Consider the following 16956-nt stretch of genomic DNA (forward strand, 5'->3'; position numbering starts at 1 on the left):
CGAGCGCCTTGAGCGCGGAGCCTTTGACGATGGGGATGTCGTCGCCCGGGAATTCGTACTTGGAGAGCAACTCGCGCACTTCCATTTCGACGAGTTCGAGCAGTTCGGCATCGTCAACCATGTCGCACTTGTTCATGTAAACGATGATGTACGGCACACCGACCTGACGGGCCAGCAGGATGTGCTCGCGGGTCTGGGGCATGGGACCGTCGGCCGCTGACACCACCAGAATCGCACCGTCCATCTGCGCTGCGCCGGTAATCATGTTCTTGACGTAGTCGGCGTGACCCGGGCAGTCAACGTGAGCGTAGTGGCGCGTCTCCGTTTCGTATTCAACGTGCGCCGTGTTGATCGTGATCCCGCGCGCCTTTTCTTCCGGCGCCGCGTCGATCTGGTCATAGGCCTTCGCCTCACCACCAAACTTCTTCGACAGGATCGTCGTGATCGCCGCCGTCAGCGTCGTCTTCCCATGGTCAACGTGACCAATCGTGCCAACGTTTACGTGCGGCTTCGTACGCTCAAATTTTGCCTTAGCCATTGCCGGTACCTCAAACGTTAAAGTTAAAAATCCTTGAAACAGTGCGGTGGTGCCCATGGGCAGGATTGAACTGCCGACCTCTCCCTTACCAAGGGAGTGCTCTACCACTGAGCTACATGGGCATCTAGCCTGCGACCCGAAATAATAGCCGAACAACAGACTGGAGCGGGTGAAGGGAATCGAACCCTCGTCTTAAGCTTGGAAGGCTTCAGCTCTACCATTGAGCTACACCCGCGAAACGATAACGCGCAGCACTACCAATCACGACCGCTACAGCAACTTCTTTTTTGGTGGAGGGAGAAGGATTCGAACCTTCGAAGGCAGAGCCGTCAGATTTACAGTCTGATCCCGTTGACCGCTTGGGTATCCCTCCAAGCCAGAACCGCGAATTCTGACACTGAAATTTCACAGCGTCAAGCCCTCACGGCTTGGAACGGGCAATAGTATAACCCAATCTCTCTGAAATTTCCTGCTTTTTTGACTTTTTTGTTGCACCCTGCGAAACTGAATCGCCCCCCTTTCCTTGGCCTGAGAATTTTAGACCCCGACGCATGGCCATCAACCTTACCGATGAAGAGGTCACTCCCTATTGGGTGCACTTCGGGGTGCAGGCGGTAGCTTTTTTAGCTTCAATCTGCTTGGTCTCGGCGTTCGGCGCGATGCTGCCGGCTGCATCGATTTGGGTCACGGCTCCGGTTGTCACCGGCGCAATCGCATTGATACTCTCTTCTGTGCTTGGCCTTCCCTGGTGGTGGAAGGTGATCCACTCGCTTTTCCTCCCTGCCGCACTCTTCGCGCGTTCGGCGACCATACCACCAGAATGGTATCTCTGGTCCTTCATTTTCCTGTTTCTCGTATTCCGCAGCGCGACGATAGGCCGAATTCCGCTCTACTTCTCGGGGAAACACGCAAACCGGGCGCTTCTTGATCTAATCAGAGACAAGCCAAACCTCAGGTTCATTGATCTCGGCGCGGGCATTGGAAGCGTTACGTCTCACCTGGCACGCACCTTACCTCGGTGTGATTTCACTGGGGTTGAGAATTCAGCCATTCCCTGGCTATTCGGACGCCTTAGATCCCTCCAGGTAACCAACCACCACTGGATTTTTGGCGATTTTTGGCGTGCACCATTGGAAAACTATGATGTGGTTTACGCCTTCCTGTCTCCAGCGCCAATGGCAAGACTTTGGGAAAAAGCACAAAAGGAAATGCGCCCCTCCAGTCTTTTCATTACCAATACTTTCAGGTGCCCCGGCACGGAACCGACATTCGTTATCGAAATTGGAGGCCAACGCAAAGCCAAGTTGTACTGTTACGCCATCCCGACCGCATCAACTCAGGCGAATCCCCCTGCGCGCAACAACGACCATCGCTTGGGTCCGACTTGAAACTCCGAGCACTTTGAAGATGGCGGTCAGGTGAATTTTGACCGTCCCTTCGGACAAGCCAAGAATCGTTGCGATATCCCGATTGGACTTCCCCTTGGCCATTAACCCGAGAACCTCAGCCTGACGGCCAGTCAGACCAAAATCGGACGGATCAACCTCCCCGCCCGTCATCGGGGGGTGCGGCTCAGCAGAAAACGAGTTGACCGGTGACAACTCGGGCACCATCACCTTTCCAGCAAGAGCGTCACGCAGCACGGAAAGAAGGCGCTCGCTTGAATACGCTTTGGAAACAAACCCGGAGGCGCCGCACGCCATCGCCTTGCCTACCGTCTGCGCATCGTCGTACGCCGAAAGAATAACCACCGGCATCTCCGGATATCGCTGGCGGAAGGACTTCAGACAGGTAATACCATCAACACCGGGCAGCCCCAAGTCAAGAAGCACCAGGTCGAACGAATGCTCCTTCTCGAGCAGCGCGTTTGCTCCGTCAAAGTCAGCCACATCAAAGACGTCCACCGCCGCCTCGAGTTGTCTCAAGGTCTGAACAAGCCCCTCCCGCACCAGTGCATGATCCTCGATTAATAGCAGCTTAGTCATACCAACGCACCACGATTCATGGTTTTCCAGAAAAGTCAGATTTTACGAACATATGCACAAAATCCAAGACAGTTTTTTTACATCGACTACTTTTATTGCCGTAACACCGTAACGGTCGTGGTGCGGTGAATTGATTTTCGCCCCTCATCCACCCTGACGACATCATTCATTATCGACAGGATTAATGAAAGATCCGCAGGCTTGAGTAATACGCGCCAACGCTCAGACTGAATCACCTTCCTGCGATCCGGTGAGGCCGCGCCCGTCATGAGAATCGCGCGTATCGGACTGGAGGAGCGACTCTGGATATGCTCCAGCAGACTAATGCCGTTATCTCCCGGGAGAACGTAATCCGAGATATAGAAATCCCCCCCCAGCAAGCGAGGCGACGCAACCGCTTGCTCGGCACTGCCAAATACGTCGACATCCATATTCAGCGCCTGCAACGAGAGTTCGATCGACTTCGCCACGACAGGATCATCCTCCACAACGACGACCCTCCAGCCGCTGAAAATCGAGTAATCCACCGGCAAGGCATCTTCCTGCGGCGAGCCAGCAGCAAGATCGATTGACTCGCCCGCCCAGTCCGCGACTTCACACAACGGCAGTGAGATTTCGAACACGGAGCCCCGTCCCTCGCGAGACCGAAAAGCGACATCTCCACCGAGCAGACGAGCCGTCCGGCGAGCAATGGACAATCCGATCCCGATTCCCTTCGCTCGATCGCGTGTGGGATTGCTCACCTGGTAACACTCTTCAAATATCGCCTCTCCAACGCCTTTCGGAATGCCAATGCCGGTGTCCCAGACCTGGATCAGGAACCGACCTTCACGCCGGCGGACTCCGACCAGCACCCCGCCCGTCTCCGTGTATTTGAACGCGTTATCTATCAGATTGCGCAGAATGCCAAGCAAAAGCCCTGGGTCGGTGAACACGACCAACCCCCTGAATGGATAAAAAAACTTGAAACGCAAGTTTCTCTGTTGCGCGATGGAAGAAAAAGCCTCATCAACCGAACGAAAGATTTCCTCGACATCCATCGGACGCTTTTGAGGCTGAACCATACCAGCATCAAGTTTCGAGAAATCGAGCAGCGAATACAGCAGTTCACTCAGAGAATTCACTGATAGGGACAAAAATCGCGCAATACTCTGCTGCTCGCCCGTCAGCCCTGCCCGAATTAACGCATCCTTGAACAAATTTATCGCCTGAATCGGCTGACGCAAGTCGTGGCTCGCGACGGCAAGAAACCGCGCCTTCGCCTTGTTCGCTTGCTCCGCCTCCAGTTTCGCTCTGGAGAGATCTGCTTCCGCCTGCTTCTGCCTTGTAATATCGGTCAGCGCGACGACATATCCATGCACCTCGCCATTGGCACCGCGCTCGACTCTGGATTCGCCAATTACGTGAAAGAGTTCCCCATTTACTCCGTACAGCTGGTACTCGCTCACTCCTGGTACGATGCTTTCACCGCCTGGTTGCCGTCCGTCCTGGCAAGCAAGGTCTGACCACTCGCGCCCAATCAGATCGCCCTTGGCATAGCCAAGGATGTTCAAAAGACAGTCATTGGCAAACACCATTCGCGCGGAAGAGTCGAGGCGACAAATCCCGACTGGAACCACTTTCGCCAGATCGTTGAATTGTGTCTCGCTCACCGCCAATTCGCCAAGAATGCTTGCCTCGCGCCTTCGCATGCGGCGCAACCTTCCGACAAGCACACGGACCAGCACCATGACAAAAAGAAAGACCCCGCAGGAAAAAGACAACCGAACGATCCATCCGCTCAACACGGCATCACGGCTCATTCCAGCCATGACGTAAATCGGATAAACAGATCCACCTTCACGGCTGACCATGCTTCCCTGCTTCACCTCAGCCACATACTCCACAAAGAGGCGCACCGAGTCGCTCGTTTCAGCCTTCGCCACCGTCATGCCCCGATCGGTTGCCCCGAGGACCGTTCCATCCTTTTGCTTCAATGCGATTACAGAGCGCTTCTCTGAATCAACATCCGCCATCTGGCGCTGCAAATCCCCAATATTGAGCGTGGCGAACACCGCCCCCATGAATGCCCCGCTCTCATCGCGCAAGCCACGTGCGATGACCATGACCTCCTCTCCCGAAAATCGGCTCGTCAGCACGCGAGAAAAAACAGGCTGCGACGAAGGGCCATCCCGTAGTTGCCGAAAATAGTTCCGCTCGGCAACACTGTCCGTAGCTTCACCCCCTCCGTACGACGAATACACAACGATTCCATCCGCGTTGCAGATGTGGTAGCTGCCGGCGCCATCGAAACTCAAGATACGCGCGGTGAGACTGTTTTCGGTGCGCCCCTGAATCTGCATCGTAGCGGTCCAGGTCAACGCATTTTTTGAAAGCTCGGACGATAGCGCCTGCAACTCGACATCCACCCGACTGATGCGCCCGCCAAATTGCGAGGCCAGCAGAGTCGCCAATTGCCGCGTGGAGCTTTCGGCCTTACGCAATTGCTCGTGGTAATCGAACCACAGCAAAGCCGCAACGAGAAAAAACAGCATTCCGGTTGCCACCAACAATAAAAGGACAGGTGTTCTGCTCCGCCTTTTCAGGAATTTGGCTGGATTCTCCATGGATCGCTATTGACGCCCTGGCAGCATCAGGATTGAGATTCCTGATCAAGGCCTATCGGCGACAGATCGAGATTCGACTGCCAGCCACTCCGTTCAGGGCTGGAGAAAGCGTATCTTCGCGCTTCCTCGGCAGTCTGTTCCGAAAAAGACTCGATGAGCCTGCGCAACAACCCGATTTGCGGCAACATGGTTCCATAGAATAGAACCAGCCCTCCCCGACGGATCAGAAGCGTCGGAAAATTCTCGATATCGAGATCACCAAGACTGTCGGCACGCTCTTCGATATCCCACCAGGAAAAGCGCACCTCCGGAAACACGTCAGCCAGTTTCCCGAACGCGCTTTCGTACTCTCGACAGGTTCCACACCATTCAGCGCACAAGCACACCACCGACAGCGCATCGTGCGACGGTTTCGATACAACGCATTCTGGTTGATGCATACGATTCAAACAAGCTATCTCAAGAGAACAGGAAAACGGCAAGACGACCACACGTGCTCTTTCCCAGACATCGAATATTTCCGCTTACCCAACGCTCGTCATATTAACGCAAGCAAGCAATGCCCAGAGCCGTTTGGGCGCTACTCAACGAGCATGTTCGTGAACTGCCACGGATCGTCATCGCCCCTGACATCGTCACCGAACAACTCACAGCGATCACGCACAGGCGTCCAGTCACCATAGACACCGACCATCTCCCCGAGATACGGCCTGGCGACAGCCATCAGTTCGCGGAACGGCAAATCATCCGGCTCGACGATTCCCGCGTCAGGATGCTCGATCGCCCAAACCGCGCCGGCAAGAATCCCGGCCGCCGTCTGCAGGCTGGTCGCGTTGTTGAAAGGACAGAGTTGGCGCGCCTTCTCGATCGTCAGGCGGGAACCATACCAATAGGCGTTTCTCGCGTGGCCGAGGAGCAGGACGCCCAGTTCATCCATGCCCGAGACAATGTCATCGGCACCCAGCAACCGCTTTCGCGCCTGTAGTTGCCAGTTCTGCCCGGCAGCTTCATGCAGAGAAAGCACCGTGTCGTCGCACGGGTAATACGCATAGTGCACCGTCGGGCGGTAGCGCACGGCATCGCCTTCGCGCAGCGTAAGATAGTCGGCAATCGACAGGGACTCGCTGTGCGTGATCAGGAAGCCGTGGTAATTCCCTTCGAGCGGCGTCCAGCTGCGAACCCGGGTCGCGCCGCCTGGACGATTCAGCCACACGGCGCCGTTCGCGCCATCAAGCAACCGCCCGCGGGCCGGCAGCCGTCGCTCGTGACTCCCCCACGCCAGCTCGGCTGGCTGGCAGGCCTCGCCATGGAGTCCTTCCACCGACCAGGTATTGACGAATTCACCGATCTGCTTGCGGCGGACAGGCACCTGCGTATCACGTTCGGCAATGTGGATGGCGCGAATGCCGAGGCTCTGCGCGAGCGTGGCCCAACCGCTCTGGTCACGTGGCTCGCCGGCGTCCGGCAAAAGATCCCGCCCGAGGTTGACGAGCGCCTGCTTGACGAAATGAGAGACGAGGCCCGGGTTCACGCCATGCGTGATGACCGCCGTCGGCAATCCGTGTTCTTCACTCCGTAAGCTCAGCGCCGCCTGGCGCAAGGCGTGGTTGGTTCGCGATTCCGGCGGCAGAGAGGCGTCGAGATAGCCGCCTGTCCAGGGCTCGGTACAGGCGTCCAGATACAACACGCCATGCGCCTGACACCAGGCCATGAGTTCGACGCAACTGACGTCAACAGAAAGGTTGAGCAGGAAATCTCCGACCCCGAGCCTTTCCGACAGAGCCAAGGACAAGTTCGAGCGCGTGACGGCGAGCTCTTCCACCAGTACGCCACAGGCCTCGGCAACCGAGAAATCGCATTCCGACGGGGCAAGGACGGTTATCTGCCGAGGATGCATGGCGATGTGGCGCAACAGCAAAGGCAATACGCCTTGAGCGACACAGCCGAAGCCGATCACCAACATACGCCCCTGAAAATGTGTCCACTGCCGTTCCAAACTCGCCGCCATCAGGCATCCCCCTCCCTTTCTGCCCGAAAAATCTAAAAGATCAAGACGCGCCGGGTCAAGGCATGCCCTGTCCGGCGATGAAAAACACGGCGGGACAGCGCCGGTCAGGTGCCGGGCGGAAAATGGCGTGCGGCTAGCTGGGCATAGCCACGGGACGAACCCTGCCGGCGGCCTCTTTGGCGCGCCCCCGAGCCTCGTCGGTGTCGGCGCCGGTGGCCACGACAACCCCCATCCGGCGCCTGGTGAAGCTCTCCGGCTTGCCGAACAGGCGCAGATCGGTTCCGGGAACGCGCAGCGCTTCGGCAACGCCTTCGAAGGCGATGCCCTTCGCGTCTACGCCACCGTAGATCACCGCGGAGGCACCGGGAGCACGCAGGGACACATCGACCGGCAAGCCGAGAATGGCACGGGCATGCAGCTCAAATTCCGAGAAACGTTGCGAAGCGAGCGTGACAAGCCCCGTATCGTGCGGGCGCGGACTGACTTCGGAGAACCACACCTGCTCGCCCTTGACGAAAAGCTCGACGCCGAACAGGCCACGCCCGCCCAAGCTGCCGGTAACGGCCCGGGCAATCGCCTGCGCCTTTTCCAGGGCGACTGTGCTCATCGCCTGCGGCTGCCAGGATTCGACGTAATCGCCGTTTTTCTGGATATGCCCGACCGGCGCGCAGAAGTGCGTTTCGACCTCACCGTCGGCGCCGAGCGCGCGCACGGTGAGCAGCGTGATCTCGTACTCGAAATCGACGAAGCCCTCGACGATCACGCGCGCCTGACTGACGCGACCACCTTGCATCGCGTACTCCCACGCCTTGGCGACATCGTCCGGTCCGCGCAGCAGCGACTGCCCCTTGCCCGACGACGACATGGTCGGCTTGACCAGGCACGGGTAGCCGATCCCCGCGTCGATGGCCGCCTGCAGTGCTTCCAGCGACTCGGCAAAGGCATACGGCGACGTCGGCAGCCCGAGTTCTTCCGCAGCCAGGCGGCGGATACCCTCGCGGTTCATCGTCAGGCGCGTGGCACGCGCGGTCGGTATGACCTCGGCAAGCCCCTCGCGCTCGATGTCGACCAGCATGTCGGTGGCGATGGCCTCGATCTCAGGCACAACGAGGTGCGGACGCTCCAGTTCGATCAGCGCGCGCAGCGCCGGCCCGTCGGTCATCGAAACGACATGCGCGCGATGCGCCACCTGCATCCCCGGCGCATCGGGATAGCGGTCGACGGCGACCGTTTCGACCCCGAGGCGCTGCAGGGCAATGATGACTTCCTTGCCGAGTTCGCCGGCGCCGAGCAGCATGACGCGTGTCGCCGACGGGCTGAGTGGCGTTCCGATGCGGGTCGGCATCGGAGCAAGGGGAGCGGAGGTCGTTCCGGTCATGGCAAGGGTCCTGTAGGCCGTTGAAAACATCGGAATTTTAGCAAGGACCCGGCGAGCGGTAATGAATCAGGTTGTGGAACACAGCCGGCACCGTCCCCCGATTGGCGTAACCGTGCGGCCGGTCGGCGGAAAAACGCACCGCGTCACCGACCGACAGGGGCGTCCAGGCGCCGTCGGTCAGCACCTCCATGATCCCGGCCAGGACGATGACCGTCTCGGTGACACCAGGCGCGTGCGCCTCGGATTCGCGCACATAGCCGGGCGACAGGGTCAGCTCGAACAATTCGTAGCCGTAGCGCGGCTCGTAGGGAAACAGCGGAGCGACCAGCATCCCGTCCGTGCCGGGCTGATGCCGCAGCGCCGCAGCCTGCCGGAAGACCGTCCCAGCCTCCCCTCCGTCGGGCACGGGGCCAAGGAAAGCGGAAAGCGAGACATGGAAGCCGCTGGCGATCTTCCACAAGGTGGCGATCGTCGGGCTCGACTCTCCGCGCTCGATCTGCCCGAGCATCGCCTTGCTCACCCCCGTTTCCTGCGCCGCACGATCGAGGCTCCAGCCCCGCGCCCGGCGCAGCGCGCGCAACGCAGCGGGAAGATAGTGATGTGGTTCTCCGGTGTTTTCGCTCATGGAAACCCGCCTTGTACGTTATAGCGCACAATGTTAGCATGCCGTCCGCCGTGCGCCATAACGCACACCGATCAATGACACCACACGACGCTCCCCGATGAAAGGTTTCTTCAGTCTTCCCTCGATTTCCGCCGGATTCATCGCCGTCCTGGTCGGCTACACTAGCTCGGCCGCGATCGTATTCCAGGCAGCCACGGCAGCCGGTGCCGGCCCGGCGCACCTCAGTTCCTGGCTCCTCGCCCTCGGCCTCGGCATGGGCGCCACCTGCATCGGCCTATCGCTGCGTTTCCGCAGTCCGGTGCTCACCGCCTGGTCAACCCCCGGCGCCGCCCTGCTGGGCACATCGCTCGTCGGACTGCCGATGAGCGAGGCCATCGGCGCCTTTCTCTTCGCTTCGGCACTGATCACCCTGTGCGGCGTCACCGGCTGGGTCGAAACACTGATGAAACACATTCCGAAGACGCTGGCGGCCGGAATGCTCGCGGGCGTCCTGCTGCGCTTCGGCCTCAACGTCTTCACTGCGTTCGGCAGCCAGCCGGCACTGGTCGGCCTGATGCTGGGCACCTACCTCGTCGGCCGCCGCCTGAATTCGCGCTACACCATCCCCCTGACCTTCCTCGCCGGCCTGTCGTGGGCAACGGTCGGCGGCATGATCGAGACGACGGCCCTGACATTGGATGTTGCAAGACCGCTGTTCACCGCGCCGGCCTTCAGCCTGCCCACATTGATCGGCGTCGGCATCCCGTTGTTCATCGTCACCATGTCGTCGCAGAACGTTCCCGGCATGGCCGTACTGCGCGCCAACGGCTACCGGACCCCGGTCTCGCCGCTGATCGGCTGGACCGGTCTCACCGGCGTGCTGCTTGCTCCTTTCGGCGGATTCTCCTTCAACCTGGCGGCAATCACCGCCGCGATCTGCATGAGCCCCGAGGCGCATCCCGACCCGGAGCGGCGCTACCTGGCGTCGGTCTGGGCCGGCGTGTTTTATCTTGTTACCGGAATTCTCGGCGCCACCGTCGCCGGTCTGTTCGCCGCGTTCCCGCAGGAACTGATCGCCGCCATCGCCGGCATCGCCTTGTTCGGCACCATCGGCAGCAGTCTCACGGCTGCGTTGCACGACGACAGCGAGCGCGATGCTGCGCTGGCCACCTTCCTGGTCACCGCATCCGGCCTCGCCCTGCTCGGGGTCGGCAGCGCATTCTGGGGACTGCTCGCGGGACTCGCCGTACGCTACATCACCCGGAAAAAACACTGAGTACGGTCGAAGGAATAATCGTCGGAAACGAAAATCCGCGTCTAGGTATAATCCCCTACGTGGAACTCACTCAAACGCAACCAATACCCCGTACCGGGCTTACCAGCGTCTGGCGCAACTGGCGGGAAAAGACACGTCACTGGACGCCCCTTGACGCGCTGCCGGCCATCCCGGTCATGGCCGAGAACTTCGAGGTACTGGAAAATCCGAGGGCCTACCGCGAGACGCTGCTCCGTCTGATCGGCGCCGCGCAACACCGCATCCTGCTCGCGGCGCTATACCTGCAGGACGACGACGGCGGCCGCGAGATTCTGGAAGCGTTGTATACCGCGAAGGCGGCACGTCCCGAGTTGGAGATTGGCGTCTTCGTCGACTGGCACCGTGCCCAGCGCGGGCTGATCGGCAAGGCCCGGTCCGACGGAAACGCCGCAATGTATCGCGCCATGGCCGACCGTTTCGGGCACGGCGTGAATGTCTACGGCGTTCCGGTTCAGCGCCGCGAGTTCATGGGCGTGATGCACCTGAAGGGGTTCATCATCGACAACACGGTGCTGTACAGCGGCGCCAGCCTCAACGACGTGTACCTGCAACGCCACCAGCGCTACCGCCTCGACCGCTACCACCTGATCCGCAGCCGCGCGCTGGCCGACAGCATGGCCGTCGCACTCGACCGCTCCTTCATACAGAATCCGGCAGTTCGCCTGCTGAACGTGTCCGACGTCCCTCGTACCGCTGAACTGCGCCCGGCGATCATCAAGTTCCGGCGCGAACTGGCGAAGACACGCTACCGCTTTGCCGGCGACCTCGTCCGCCAGGGCGAAATCGGCGTCACGCCGCTGTTCGGGCTGGGCGCCCGGGACAACGAACTGAACCGGACGATCGTCACGCTGATCCGCGAAGCGCGCGAGCGGCTGACCCTGTTCACGCCCTACTTCAACCTGCCCGGTCCGGTCACCCGCGCCATCGACGCCCGTCTGCGCGCAGGATGCCACGTAACCATCGTGATCGGCGACAAGACCGCCAACGACTTCTACATCCCGCCCGACGAGCCGTTCAAGGCCATCGGTGCATTACCGTATCTCTACGAAGCCAACCTGCGGCGCTTCTGCAAGGCCCGCCAGGCGGCCATCGACGAGCAGCGGTTGAATGTTTTTCTGTGGCGCCACGACGACAACACCTTCCACCTGAAAGGCCTGCTCGTCGACGACCGCTATGCCCTGCTGACCGGGAACAACATCAATCCGCGCGCCTGGCGACTCGACCTGGAAAACGGCCTGCTGATCAACGACCCGAACGCCTTGCTGCGCGAAAAACACGCTGCCGAACTCGCACGGATTCTCGCCCACGCGCAACGCCTGGATAGCGCGGACGCACTGGAGCCGGTCGAGAACTATCCGGAAGCCGCCCAGCGGCTGATCAAGCGGCTGGCCCGCGTACGCGCCGATCGCCTGGTCAATCAGGTGCTGTAACCCCTTCGGGGGATGACGGCTCTCCGACAAGCGGCAAACACACGCTGACCCGCAAGCCGCCTTCACGGCGGTTTTCTGCGTCGATCTGCCCGCCATGACTGACGGCGATCTGGCGGGCGATCGCCAACCCGAGGCCGTGCCCCTTGCGTGCCGGCGCCTGACTGCCGCGGAAGAACGGCTCGAACAGCCTTTCGAGGTCGGAACTCAGCGCCCCCGGCCCCCGATCTTCGACGCAGACGCGGACGAATTCGCCTTCACGCTCCGCACGAATGCCCACCCAGCCGCCGTCACTTGCGTAGGCCAGCGCATTGCGCAGCAGGTTATCGAACAGCCGGTGCAGCATCTCGGCGTCACCACGTACCGACAACTCGCCAGCGACGACGAGTTCGACCCGGCACGCGGCCTGCTCGGCCTCCGGCTCCGCATCGGAAACCACGTCGTCCAGCAGCTCCGCCAGATCGACGATCTCGTCGCCCGGCCCGACGATACCCGACTCCAAGCGCGACAAGGTAAGCAGTTCGCTGACCAGCCGATCCATGCGCGCCGATTCATGCTCCAGCAGGTTGAGGCAATCGTCGAGCCGTTCGGGCTGCTGCCGCACCAGCCCGACAATCGCACTCAGACGGGCCAGAGGCGAACGCATTTCGTGCGATACATCGTGCATCAGGCGCCGCTGCCCCTGCATCAGTTGATCGATGTGATTGGCCATGCGGTCGAAATCCCGGCAGAGGTCGGCCAACTCGTCGCGCCGCCCGCCCATCGATTCCGTCAGATCGGTAATCAATTGACCACTGGCGCCGGCCTGTAGCGCCGTACGCAGGCGGCGCACCGGCCGGGCGAAGTACGCGGCCAGCAAGGCGGCAAAAACCAGGCTGGCGAGCGTTCCGGCCAACAGGTGCTTGAGCGGGAAGCGCGGCCCGGACGGCGGCAAAGGGGCCCCATCCGGCGGGTACGGCAAGCCGCTGGAGGCGGATACATCCGGACGCTGCAAGACCGCCGCAGCTTCCGGAGGGGGAGGAGGAAAATTACCGGCACCCTCCGGCAGCGTTGCCCAGATCGCCACCCCGGTTACCACGATGCCGGTCACCTGCGCCAGGAAGAAAAAGACGAAGATCTTCCAGAAAAGTCGACCACGAAGGAAAGGCGGCATCACGTAGCGTCAGAGTGTCAGTCGGTCAGCAGCTGGTAGCCCTTGCGCAGCACAGCCTGGATGCGCGGCCGCCCGTCGGAGAGACGCGGCAACTTGTGCCGGATGCTGCTCAGATGCACGTCGATGCTGCGGTCGTAGCGCTGAAACGGACGGCCCAACCCCTGTTCGGACAAGAGCGTCTTGCTCACCACCTGGCCGGCGTTCTGGATCAGCAGTTCGAGCAGATTGAACTCGGCATTCGTCAACAGCAGATCATCCCCGCCCCACGCGATGCGCCGCTGTGCCGAATACAGCGCCAGCTCGCCGACGCGCAGCGAGTCGGGCGCCGAGGAGCGCAACTGCGTACGGCGCAGGATCGCCCGCAGGCGGGCGCTCAGTTCGCGCGACGTGCAGGGCTTGGCGACGTAGTCGTCGGCACCGAGCTCGAGGCCGAGGATCCGGCTTTCATCGTCACCGCGCGCGGTCAGCATCAGCACCGGCATGCTGCTGCGCGCCCTGATCCGGCGCAGCACCTCGATGCCGCTGAAGCCGGGCATCATTACGTCCACGACCGCGATATCGAACGGCTGCGCGGCGAACTGTCTCAACGCCGACTCGCCCTCGTGAGCAACCGTTACCGCATAACCGTCACTGACGAGGTAATCGCGCAGAAGAGACACCAGATCGACGTCATCGTCGACCAACAGGACGCGCGGAGACACGTCGGACAACTTGCTAGAAATCTCGTGCATGGGCGAAATGATACCGGCGGGAATTACGAATCTGCCCGAGTTTACCGGGATTTACAGCGGCAGGTAGTTCTTGCCGGAACACCGGCAACCGCCACCGTTTCTTCTGTATTCAGCGCAGATTTTTCGCCCGCATCTCCACAAAAATCGCGCCACCTGGCGCCATCCCGCTCGCCAACGCCTCAGCCCTTCACCGACATTTACCCCGCTTTACCCGAAAAGCCGTCGTTCTCCCGTGGTTCTGGCCGATAACTTGCCAGTAAGACTGAGGACCGACGTCTGCCCGCGACGGGCAGGGCGCGGTCATCTCGTTCAACAAACCGGGAGTTCACCATGAGTACCCTGACAAGCATCAGCAGCTACAGCAGCGCGGCGAGCTATCTGTTTTCCAAGATCGACAGCTCGAACAAAGGCCACATCGAGAAAGACGATCTCGTTTCCGCGTTTTCCAGCATCACCACCGGCGAGACCAATGCCGAAGACGTCTTCACCCAGCTCGATGGCGACAGCGACGGCAAGATCACCGAAAGCGAGTTTTCCAGCGCGCTCGAAACACTCGCCGAAACGCTGAACAGCCAATACGACCAGTCGCGGATAAACGGCATGATGCCGCCTCCACCACCCCCTCCGCCGTCAGATAGCGAATCGGGATTCACTGAAGAGGAACTGACCAGTCAGCTCGAAGAGATCGGCGACACGGACTCCGCCCGCTCCTCGCTGATCAGCAGCATTCTCGAAAATATCGACGCCGCCGATACCAATCAGGACGGCGTAGTCAGCAACGCCGAAGCGATGGCTTATGCCCAAACCAACAACATCACGACGGACGAGTCCGCCAGCAGCTCGACAAGCGGTGACGGATCCGACAGCGCACTTTCCGACGCCCAGGTTTACCGGCAAATCATGGAACTGATGCACGCCTACGGTGCCGACAGCGGCAACTCATTCCTGTCCTCGCTGGCATCGTCCATTTCGACAAGCGTATAAGCCCTGCCAGAACCGAGACGGCGGCTGACATGACAACGGCCGGTGCCAAATCAAAAGTCAGCCGTTGCTTCCCAGGTGATGAAGCCGCCCTCCCGGCACGTCAACTCCATCAGTCGGAGCAGCGGCTGCGCACGCTGGGCAAGCGACACCTGCTCCTCGGGAACCGCTTCCATCGTCTCCACGTCCTGTTCTTCCGCTTCGCTGGACGCCTCTTCAGCCGCACGCGCCTCCTCGGCCCGCTGCTTTGTCGCCAGCTTGTCCTGCTCGATGCCCCGACGCAACCGATCAATGGCCGCCGGCAACTGCTCAGTGGTAAACACCCCGTGCGCCGAACCTTCCTTGCCCATCCATTCCCACAGCACGTGAGCATGTTCGGCGAACATGATCATTTCACCGGACGTGCTCGATGTCAGTCGAACCAGCATGAATCCCTCCCGAATAGACTCGCCCTGCGCGACTCGAAACTCACGCGGACAACATCACGTTGTTGCGGAGAACGATTGTACGCCCGCCCGTAAGCAGGTCCTGCGGAGTTAAAATCGGCACTGGAATTCCTCCCGTCCATGCTGGCCATTTTTCCCGCATCCCATGCTCCTCACCCGCGCAACATTCTCCTCCGCCCTGCCGGAATTCCGGCCCGGCATCGCCGCTGGCGGCCCAAGGATCGAATTCATCGCGCACGACACGCCATGCCCCTGATTCGACTCTTTCTGCCCTTCGCCTGCGGCTACTTCCTCTCCTACCTGTTCCGCACGGTCAATGCCGTTGTCGGCCCGATTCTCAGCAAGGAAATGGCGCTCGGCCCCGCCGATCTCGGGATGCTGACGAGCGCCTATTTCATCGCTTTCGGTGCTGTCCAGCTCCCGCTTGGCCTCGCACTCGACCGCTTCGGCCCCCGACGCGTCGAAGCCGCATTGCTGCTGATCGCCGCAGCCGGCGCTGCCGTTTTCGCCGGCGGGGAGACGATCAGTACGCTCGCCATCGGCCGCGGACTGATCGGCCTCGGCGTTTCCGCCTGCCTGATGGCCGCCTTCAAGTCGTTTGCCCAGTGGTTCCCGCTTGAACGACAAGCCTCGCTCACTGGCTGGATCATGACCTCGGGCACGCTCGGCGCGCTCGTCTCCTCGGCGCCGCTCGACGCCGTGCTGCAGTTCGCCACCTGGCGCCAAGTTTTCGCCGGACTCGCGGTGATCACCGCCGGCGTTTCCGTCTGGATCTTCCTGCGCGTGCCGGACAAGCCCGCCAGCGGTCCCGTTCAGACCCTTTCTGAGTTGTTCGATGGCATCCGTCACGTGCTGGTCAGCCGCCACTTCTGGCGTTTCGCGACGATCGCCTTCGCCCAGATCGGCGGTTTCATGGCGGTGCAGAGCCTGTGGTGCAGCGCCTGGCTGATCCACGTCAACGGTTATTCGCGCTCGGAGGCCGCCAGCCACATTGCCGCCATGAGTGCGGGGATGGTCGTCGCCTACTTCCTGATCGGTCTGCTCTCGGCCCGCCTTACCCGGCGCGGCATCGGCACGACCACGCTGCTTGGCGGCGGCCTCTCGCTCGCCCTGCTGACCCTGTTCCTGATCATCGTCCAGGCCTCTGACCAGCACTACCTGCTGTGGATCGCCTACGGGGTCTTCTCCAGTACCGGCACCCTGAACTACGCGGCCACGGCCGCAGGGTTCCCGGTCTCGCTGTCCGGCCGCGCCAACACCATCCTCAACCTGCTCGCTTTTCTCGGCGCCTTCAGCCTGCAATGGGGCATGGGCGCGCTCATCGAGTCGCTGGAAGCCGCAGGACATTCCGCCGCCATCGCCCACCGTGACGCGTTCATCGTGCTGTTCGTGGTGCAGGCCGCATCGCTGATGTGGTTTTTCTTCAGCGGGCGACGGCTCAAGGCGACACCGTAGTTTCCGCATGCTTTCTGCATTTTTCAGCGGAAACTACAGGTAGCAATATTTGAATCACTTCCTAAACTAAAACTTCCGTCACGAAGATCAGAAAAACAGCGAAAGAGGAGGGGTTCCATGGACGAAAACGGCTGCCGCGGCACGACCCGCATCCACGACGCAACGCAACATCCCGCCGGACAAGGCTATGCCGCAGTAAACCAGCACTATCCTGCGAACATTTCAGAAGCGTCGCGCTACGAATTCGAGCATCTGATGACCTCGATGGGATTCCGTGCGAACTACGCCCTCGAGATCCGTACCGGACGCCGCACCCCGTCCTGACTCGT

Annotated in this window: 16 protein-coding genes and 3 tRNA genes; 6 read left to right on the forward strand and 13 right to left on the reverse strand. The window is 60.9% G+C overall.

Annotated features, from left to right (window positions below; all coding sequences use genetic code 11):
* From BO74_RS10705 to BO74_RS10720, 4 genes are all read right to left on the reverse strand, one after another.
* Nucleotides 1–538, reverse strand: a 538-nt coding sequence (locus BO74_RS10705; protein WP_496442207.1) for a GTP-binding protein, incomplete at its 3' end; no start/stop codon positions are given.
* Between the two features lie 47 nt (nucleotides 539–585).
* A tRNA-Thr gene (locus BO74_RS10710) sits at nucleotides 586–660 on the reverse strand.
* A 39-nt stretch (nucleotides 661–699) separates the two neighbouring features.
* A tRNA-Gly gene (locus BO74_RS10715) sits at nucleotides 700–773 on the reverse strand.
* A gap of 53 nt (nucleotides 774–826) precedes the next feature.
* Nucleotides 827–911: transfer RNA gene (locus BO74_RS10720), tRNA-Tyr, on the reverse strand.
* A gap of 178 nt (nucleotides 912–1089) precedes the next feature.
* Between BO74_RS10720 and BO74_RS10725 the strand changes: the two genes are divergently transcribed.
* Nucleotides 1090–1926: a class I SAM-dependent methyltransferase gene (locus tag BO74_RS10725; protein ID WP_496442208.1), complete on the forward strand. Its 837-nt coding sequence runs from the start codon at nucleotides 1090–1092 to the stop codon at nucleotides 1924–1926.
* Here the strand turns inward: BO74_RS10725 and BO74_RS10730 are convergent.
* From BO74_RS10730 to BO74_RS10755, 6 genes are all read right to left on the reverse strand, one after another.
* Complete coding sequence (locus BO74_RS10730; protein WP_496442209.1) at nucleotides 1870–2523, reverse strand: response regulator; 654 nt, start codon at nucleotides 2521–2523, stop codon at nucleotides 1870–1872. The genes BO74_RS10725 and BO74_RS10730 overlap by 57 nt on opposite strands.
* 92 nt (nucleotides 2524–2615) lie before the next feature.
* Nucleotides 2616–5057 (reverse strand): ATP-binding protein, encoded by a 2442-nt coding sequence (locus BO74_RS10735; protein WP_496442211.1) that lies wholly within the window; start codon nucleotides 5055–5057, stop codon nucleotides 2616–2618.
* A gap of 98 nt (nucleotides 5058–5155) precedes the next feature.
* Complete coding sequence (locus BO74_RS10740; protein ID WP_496442213.1) at nucleotides 5156–5620, reverse strand: thioredoxin family protein; 465 nt, start codon at nucleotides 5618–5620, stop codon at nucleotides 5156–5158.
* Between the two features lie 89 nt (nucleotides 5621–5709).
* Nucleotides 5710–7137, reverse strand: coding sequence for a homospermidine synthase (locus BO74_RS10745; RefSeq protein ID WP_496442222.1), 1428 nt, complete (start codon nucleotides 7135–7137; stop codon nucleotides 5710–5712).
* Nucleotides 7138–7270: 133 nt separating this feature from the next.
* On the reverse strand, nucleotides 7271–8515 hold the full coding sequence (gene purT, locus BO74_RS10750; protein WP_496442224.1) for a formate-dependent phosphoribosylglycinamide formyltransferase: 1245 nt from the start codon (nucleotides 8513–8515) through the stop codon (nucleotides 7271–7273).
* 37 nt (nucleotides 8516–8552) lie between these two features.
* Nucleotides 8553–9140 (reverse strand): helix-turn-helix domain-containing protein, encoded by a 588-nt coding sequence (locus BO74_RS10755; protein ID WP_496442226.1) that lies wholly within the window; start codon nucleotides 9138–9140, stop codon nucleotides 8553–8555.
* Between the two features lie 97 nt (nucleotides 9141–9237).
* Between BO74_RS10755 and BO74_RS10760 the strand changes: the two genes are divergently transcribed.
* The gene (locus BO74_RS10760) at nucleotides 9238–10395 is read left to right on the forward strand and encodes a benzoate/H(+) symporter BenE family transporter (protein WP_496442228.1); all 1158 of its coding nucleotides are present in this window, start codon (nucleotides 9238–9240) and stop codon (nucleotides 10393–10395) included.
* A 59-nt stretch (nucleotides 10396–10454) separates the two neighbouring features.
* The gene (pssA, locus tag BO74_RS10765) at nucleotides 10455–11864 is read left to right on the forward strand and encodes a CDP-diacylglycerol--serine O-phosphatidyltransferase (RefSeq protein WP_496442229.1); all 1410 of its coding nucleotides are present in this window, start codon (nucleotides 10455–10457) and stop codon (nucleotides 11862–11864) included.
* On the opposite strand, the gene BO74_RS10770 is transcribed toward pssA, so the two are convergent.
* Nucleotides 11848–13014, reverse strand: coding sequence for a sensor histidine kinase (locus BO74_RS10770; RefSeq protein WP_496442231.1), 1167 nt, complete (start codon nucleotides 13012–13014; stop codon nucleotides 11848–11850). The genes pssA and BO74_RS10770 overlap by 17 nt on opposite strands.
* Before the next feature lie 17 nt (nucleotides 13015–13031).
* Entirely contained in the window at nucleotides 13032–13745 is a 714-nt protein-coding gene (locus BO74_RS10775; protein ID WP_496442233.1) for a response regulator transcription factor, read from the reverse strand.
* Nucleotides 13746–14075: 330 nt separating this feature from the next.
* Here BO74_RS10775 and BO74_RS10780 point away from each other — a divergent pair, with 330 nt between their 5' ends.
* On the forward strand, nucleotides 14076–14729 hold the full coding sequence (locus BO74_RS10780; RefSeq protein ID WP_496442234.1) for an EF-hand domain-containing protein: 654 nt from the start codon (nucleotides 14076–14078) through the stop codon (nucleotides 14727–14729).
* A 50-nt stretch (nucleotides 14730–14779) separates the two neighbouring features.
* On the opposite strand, the gene BO74_RS10785 is transcribed toward BO74_RS10780, so the two are convergent.
* The gene (locus BO74_RS10785) at nucleotides 14780–15154 is read right to left on the reverse strand and encodes a DUF1840 domain-containing protein (protein WP_496442235.1); all 375 of its coding nucleotides are present in this window, start codon (nucleotides 15152–15154) and stop codon (nucleotides 14780–14782) included.
* Nucleotides 15155–15418: 264 nt separating this feature from the next.
* Between BO74_RS10785 and BO74_RS10790 the strand changes: the two genes are divergently transcribed.
* A complete protein-coding gene (locus tag BO74_RS10790) occupies nucleotides 15419–16627 on the forward strand; it encodes an MFS transporter (protein ID WP_496442236.1) in 1209 nt (402 codons plus the stop codon).
* A gap of 117 nt (nucleotides 16628–16744) precedes the next feature.
* Nucleotides 16745–16951 (forward strand): hypothetical protein, encoded by a 207-nt coding sequence (locus BO74_RS10795; RefSeq protein WP_496442237.1) that lies wholly within the window; start codon nucleotides 16745–16747, stop codon nucleotides 16949–16951.
* The last annotated feature ends 5 nt before the right edge of the window (nucleotides 16952–16956 follow it).

It is taken from the genome of Propionivibrio pelophilus DSM 12018, assembly GCF_059569095.1.

Bases quoted from the DNA above. Each gene is read 5' to 3' on its own strand.
- BO74_RS10725 (WP_496442208.1), top strand. From the start codon at position 1,090: ATGGCCATCAACCTTACCGATGAAGAGGTCACTCCCTATTGGGTGCAC.
- BO74_RS10730 (WP_496442209.1), bottom strand. From the start codon at position 2,523: ATGACTAAGCTGCTATTAATCGAGGATCATGCACTGGTGCGGGAGGGG.
- BO74_RS10735 (WP_496442211.1), bottom strand. From the start codon at position 5,057: ATGCTGTTTTTTCTCGTTGCGGCTTTGCTGTGGTTCGATTACCACGAG.
- BO74_RS10745 (WP_496442222.1), bottom strand. From the start codon at position 7,137: ATGGCGGCGAGTTTGGAACGGCAGTGGACACATTTTCAGGGGCGTATG.
- purT (WP_496442224.1), bottom strand. From the start codon at position 8,515: ATGACCGGAACGACCTCCGCTCCCCTTGCTCCGATGCCGACCCGCATC.
- BO74_RS10755 (WP_496442226.1), bottom strand. From the start codon at position 9,140: ATGAGCGAAAACACCGGAGAACCACATCACTATCTTCCCGCTGCGTTG.
- BO74_RS10760 (WP_496442228.1), top strand. From the start codon at position 9,238: ATGAAAGGTTTCTTCAGTCTTCCCTCGATTTCCGCCGGATTCATCGCC.
- BO74_RS10770 (WP_496442231.1), bottom strand. From the start codon at position 13,014: ATGCCGCCTTTCCTTCGTGGTCGACTTTTCTGGAAGATCTTCGTCTTT.
- BO74_RS10775 (WP_496442233.1), bottom strand. From the start codon at position 13,745: ATGCACGAGATTTCTAGCAAGTTGTCCGACGTGTCTCCGCGCGTCCTG.
- BO74_RS10780 (WP_496442234.1), top strand. From the start codon at position 14,076: ATGAGTACCCTGACAAGCATCAGCAGCTACAGCAGCGCGGCGAGCTAT.
- BO74_RS10785 (WP_496442235.1), bottom strand. From the start codon at position 15,154: ATGCTGGTTCGACTGACATCGAGCACGTCCGGTGAAATGATCATGTTC.
- BO74_RS10790 (WP_496442236.1), top strand. From the start codon at position 15,419: ATGCCCCTGATTCGACTCTTTCTGCCCTTCGCCTGCGGCTACTTCCTC.
- BO74_RS10795 (WP_496442237.1), top strand. From the start codon at position 16,745: ATGGACGAAAACGGCTGCCGCGGCACGACCCGCATCCACGACGCAACG.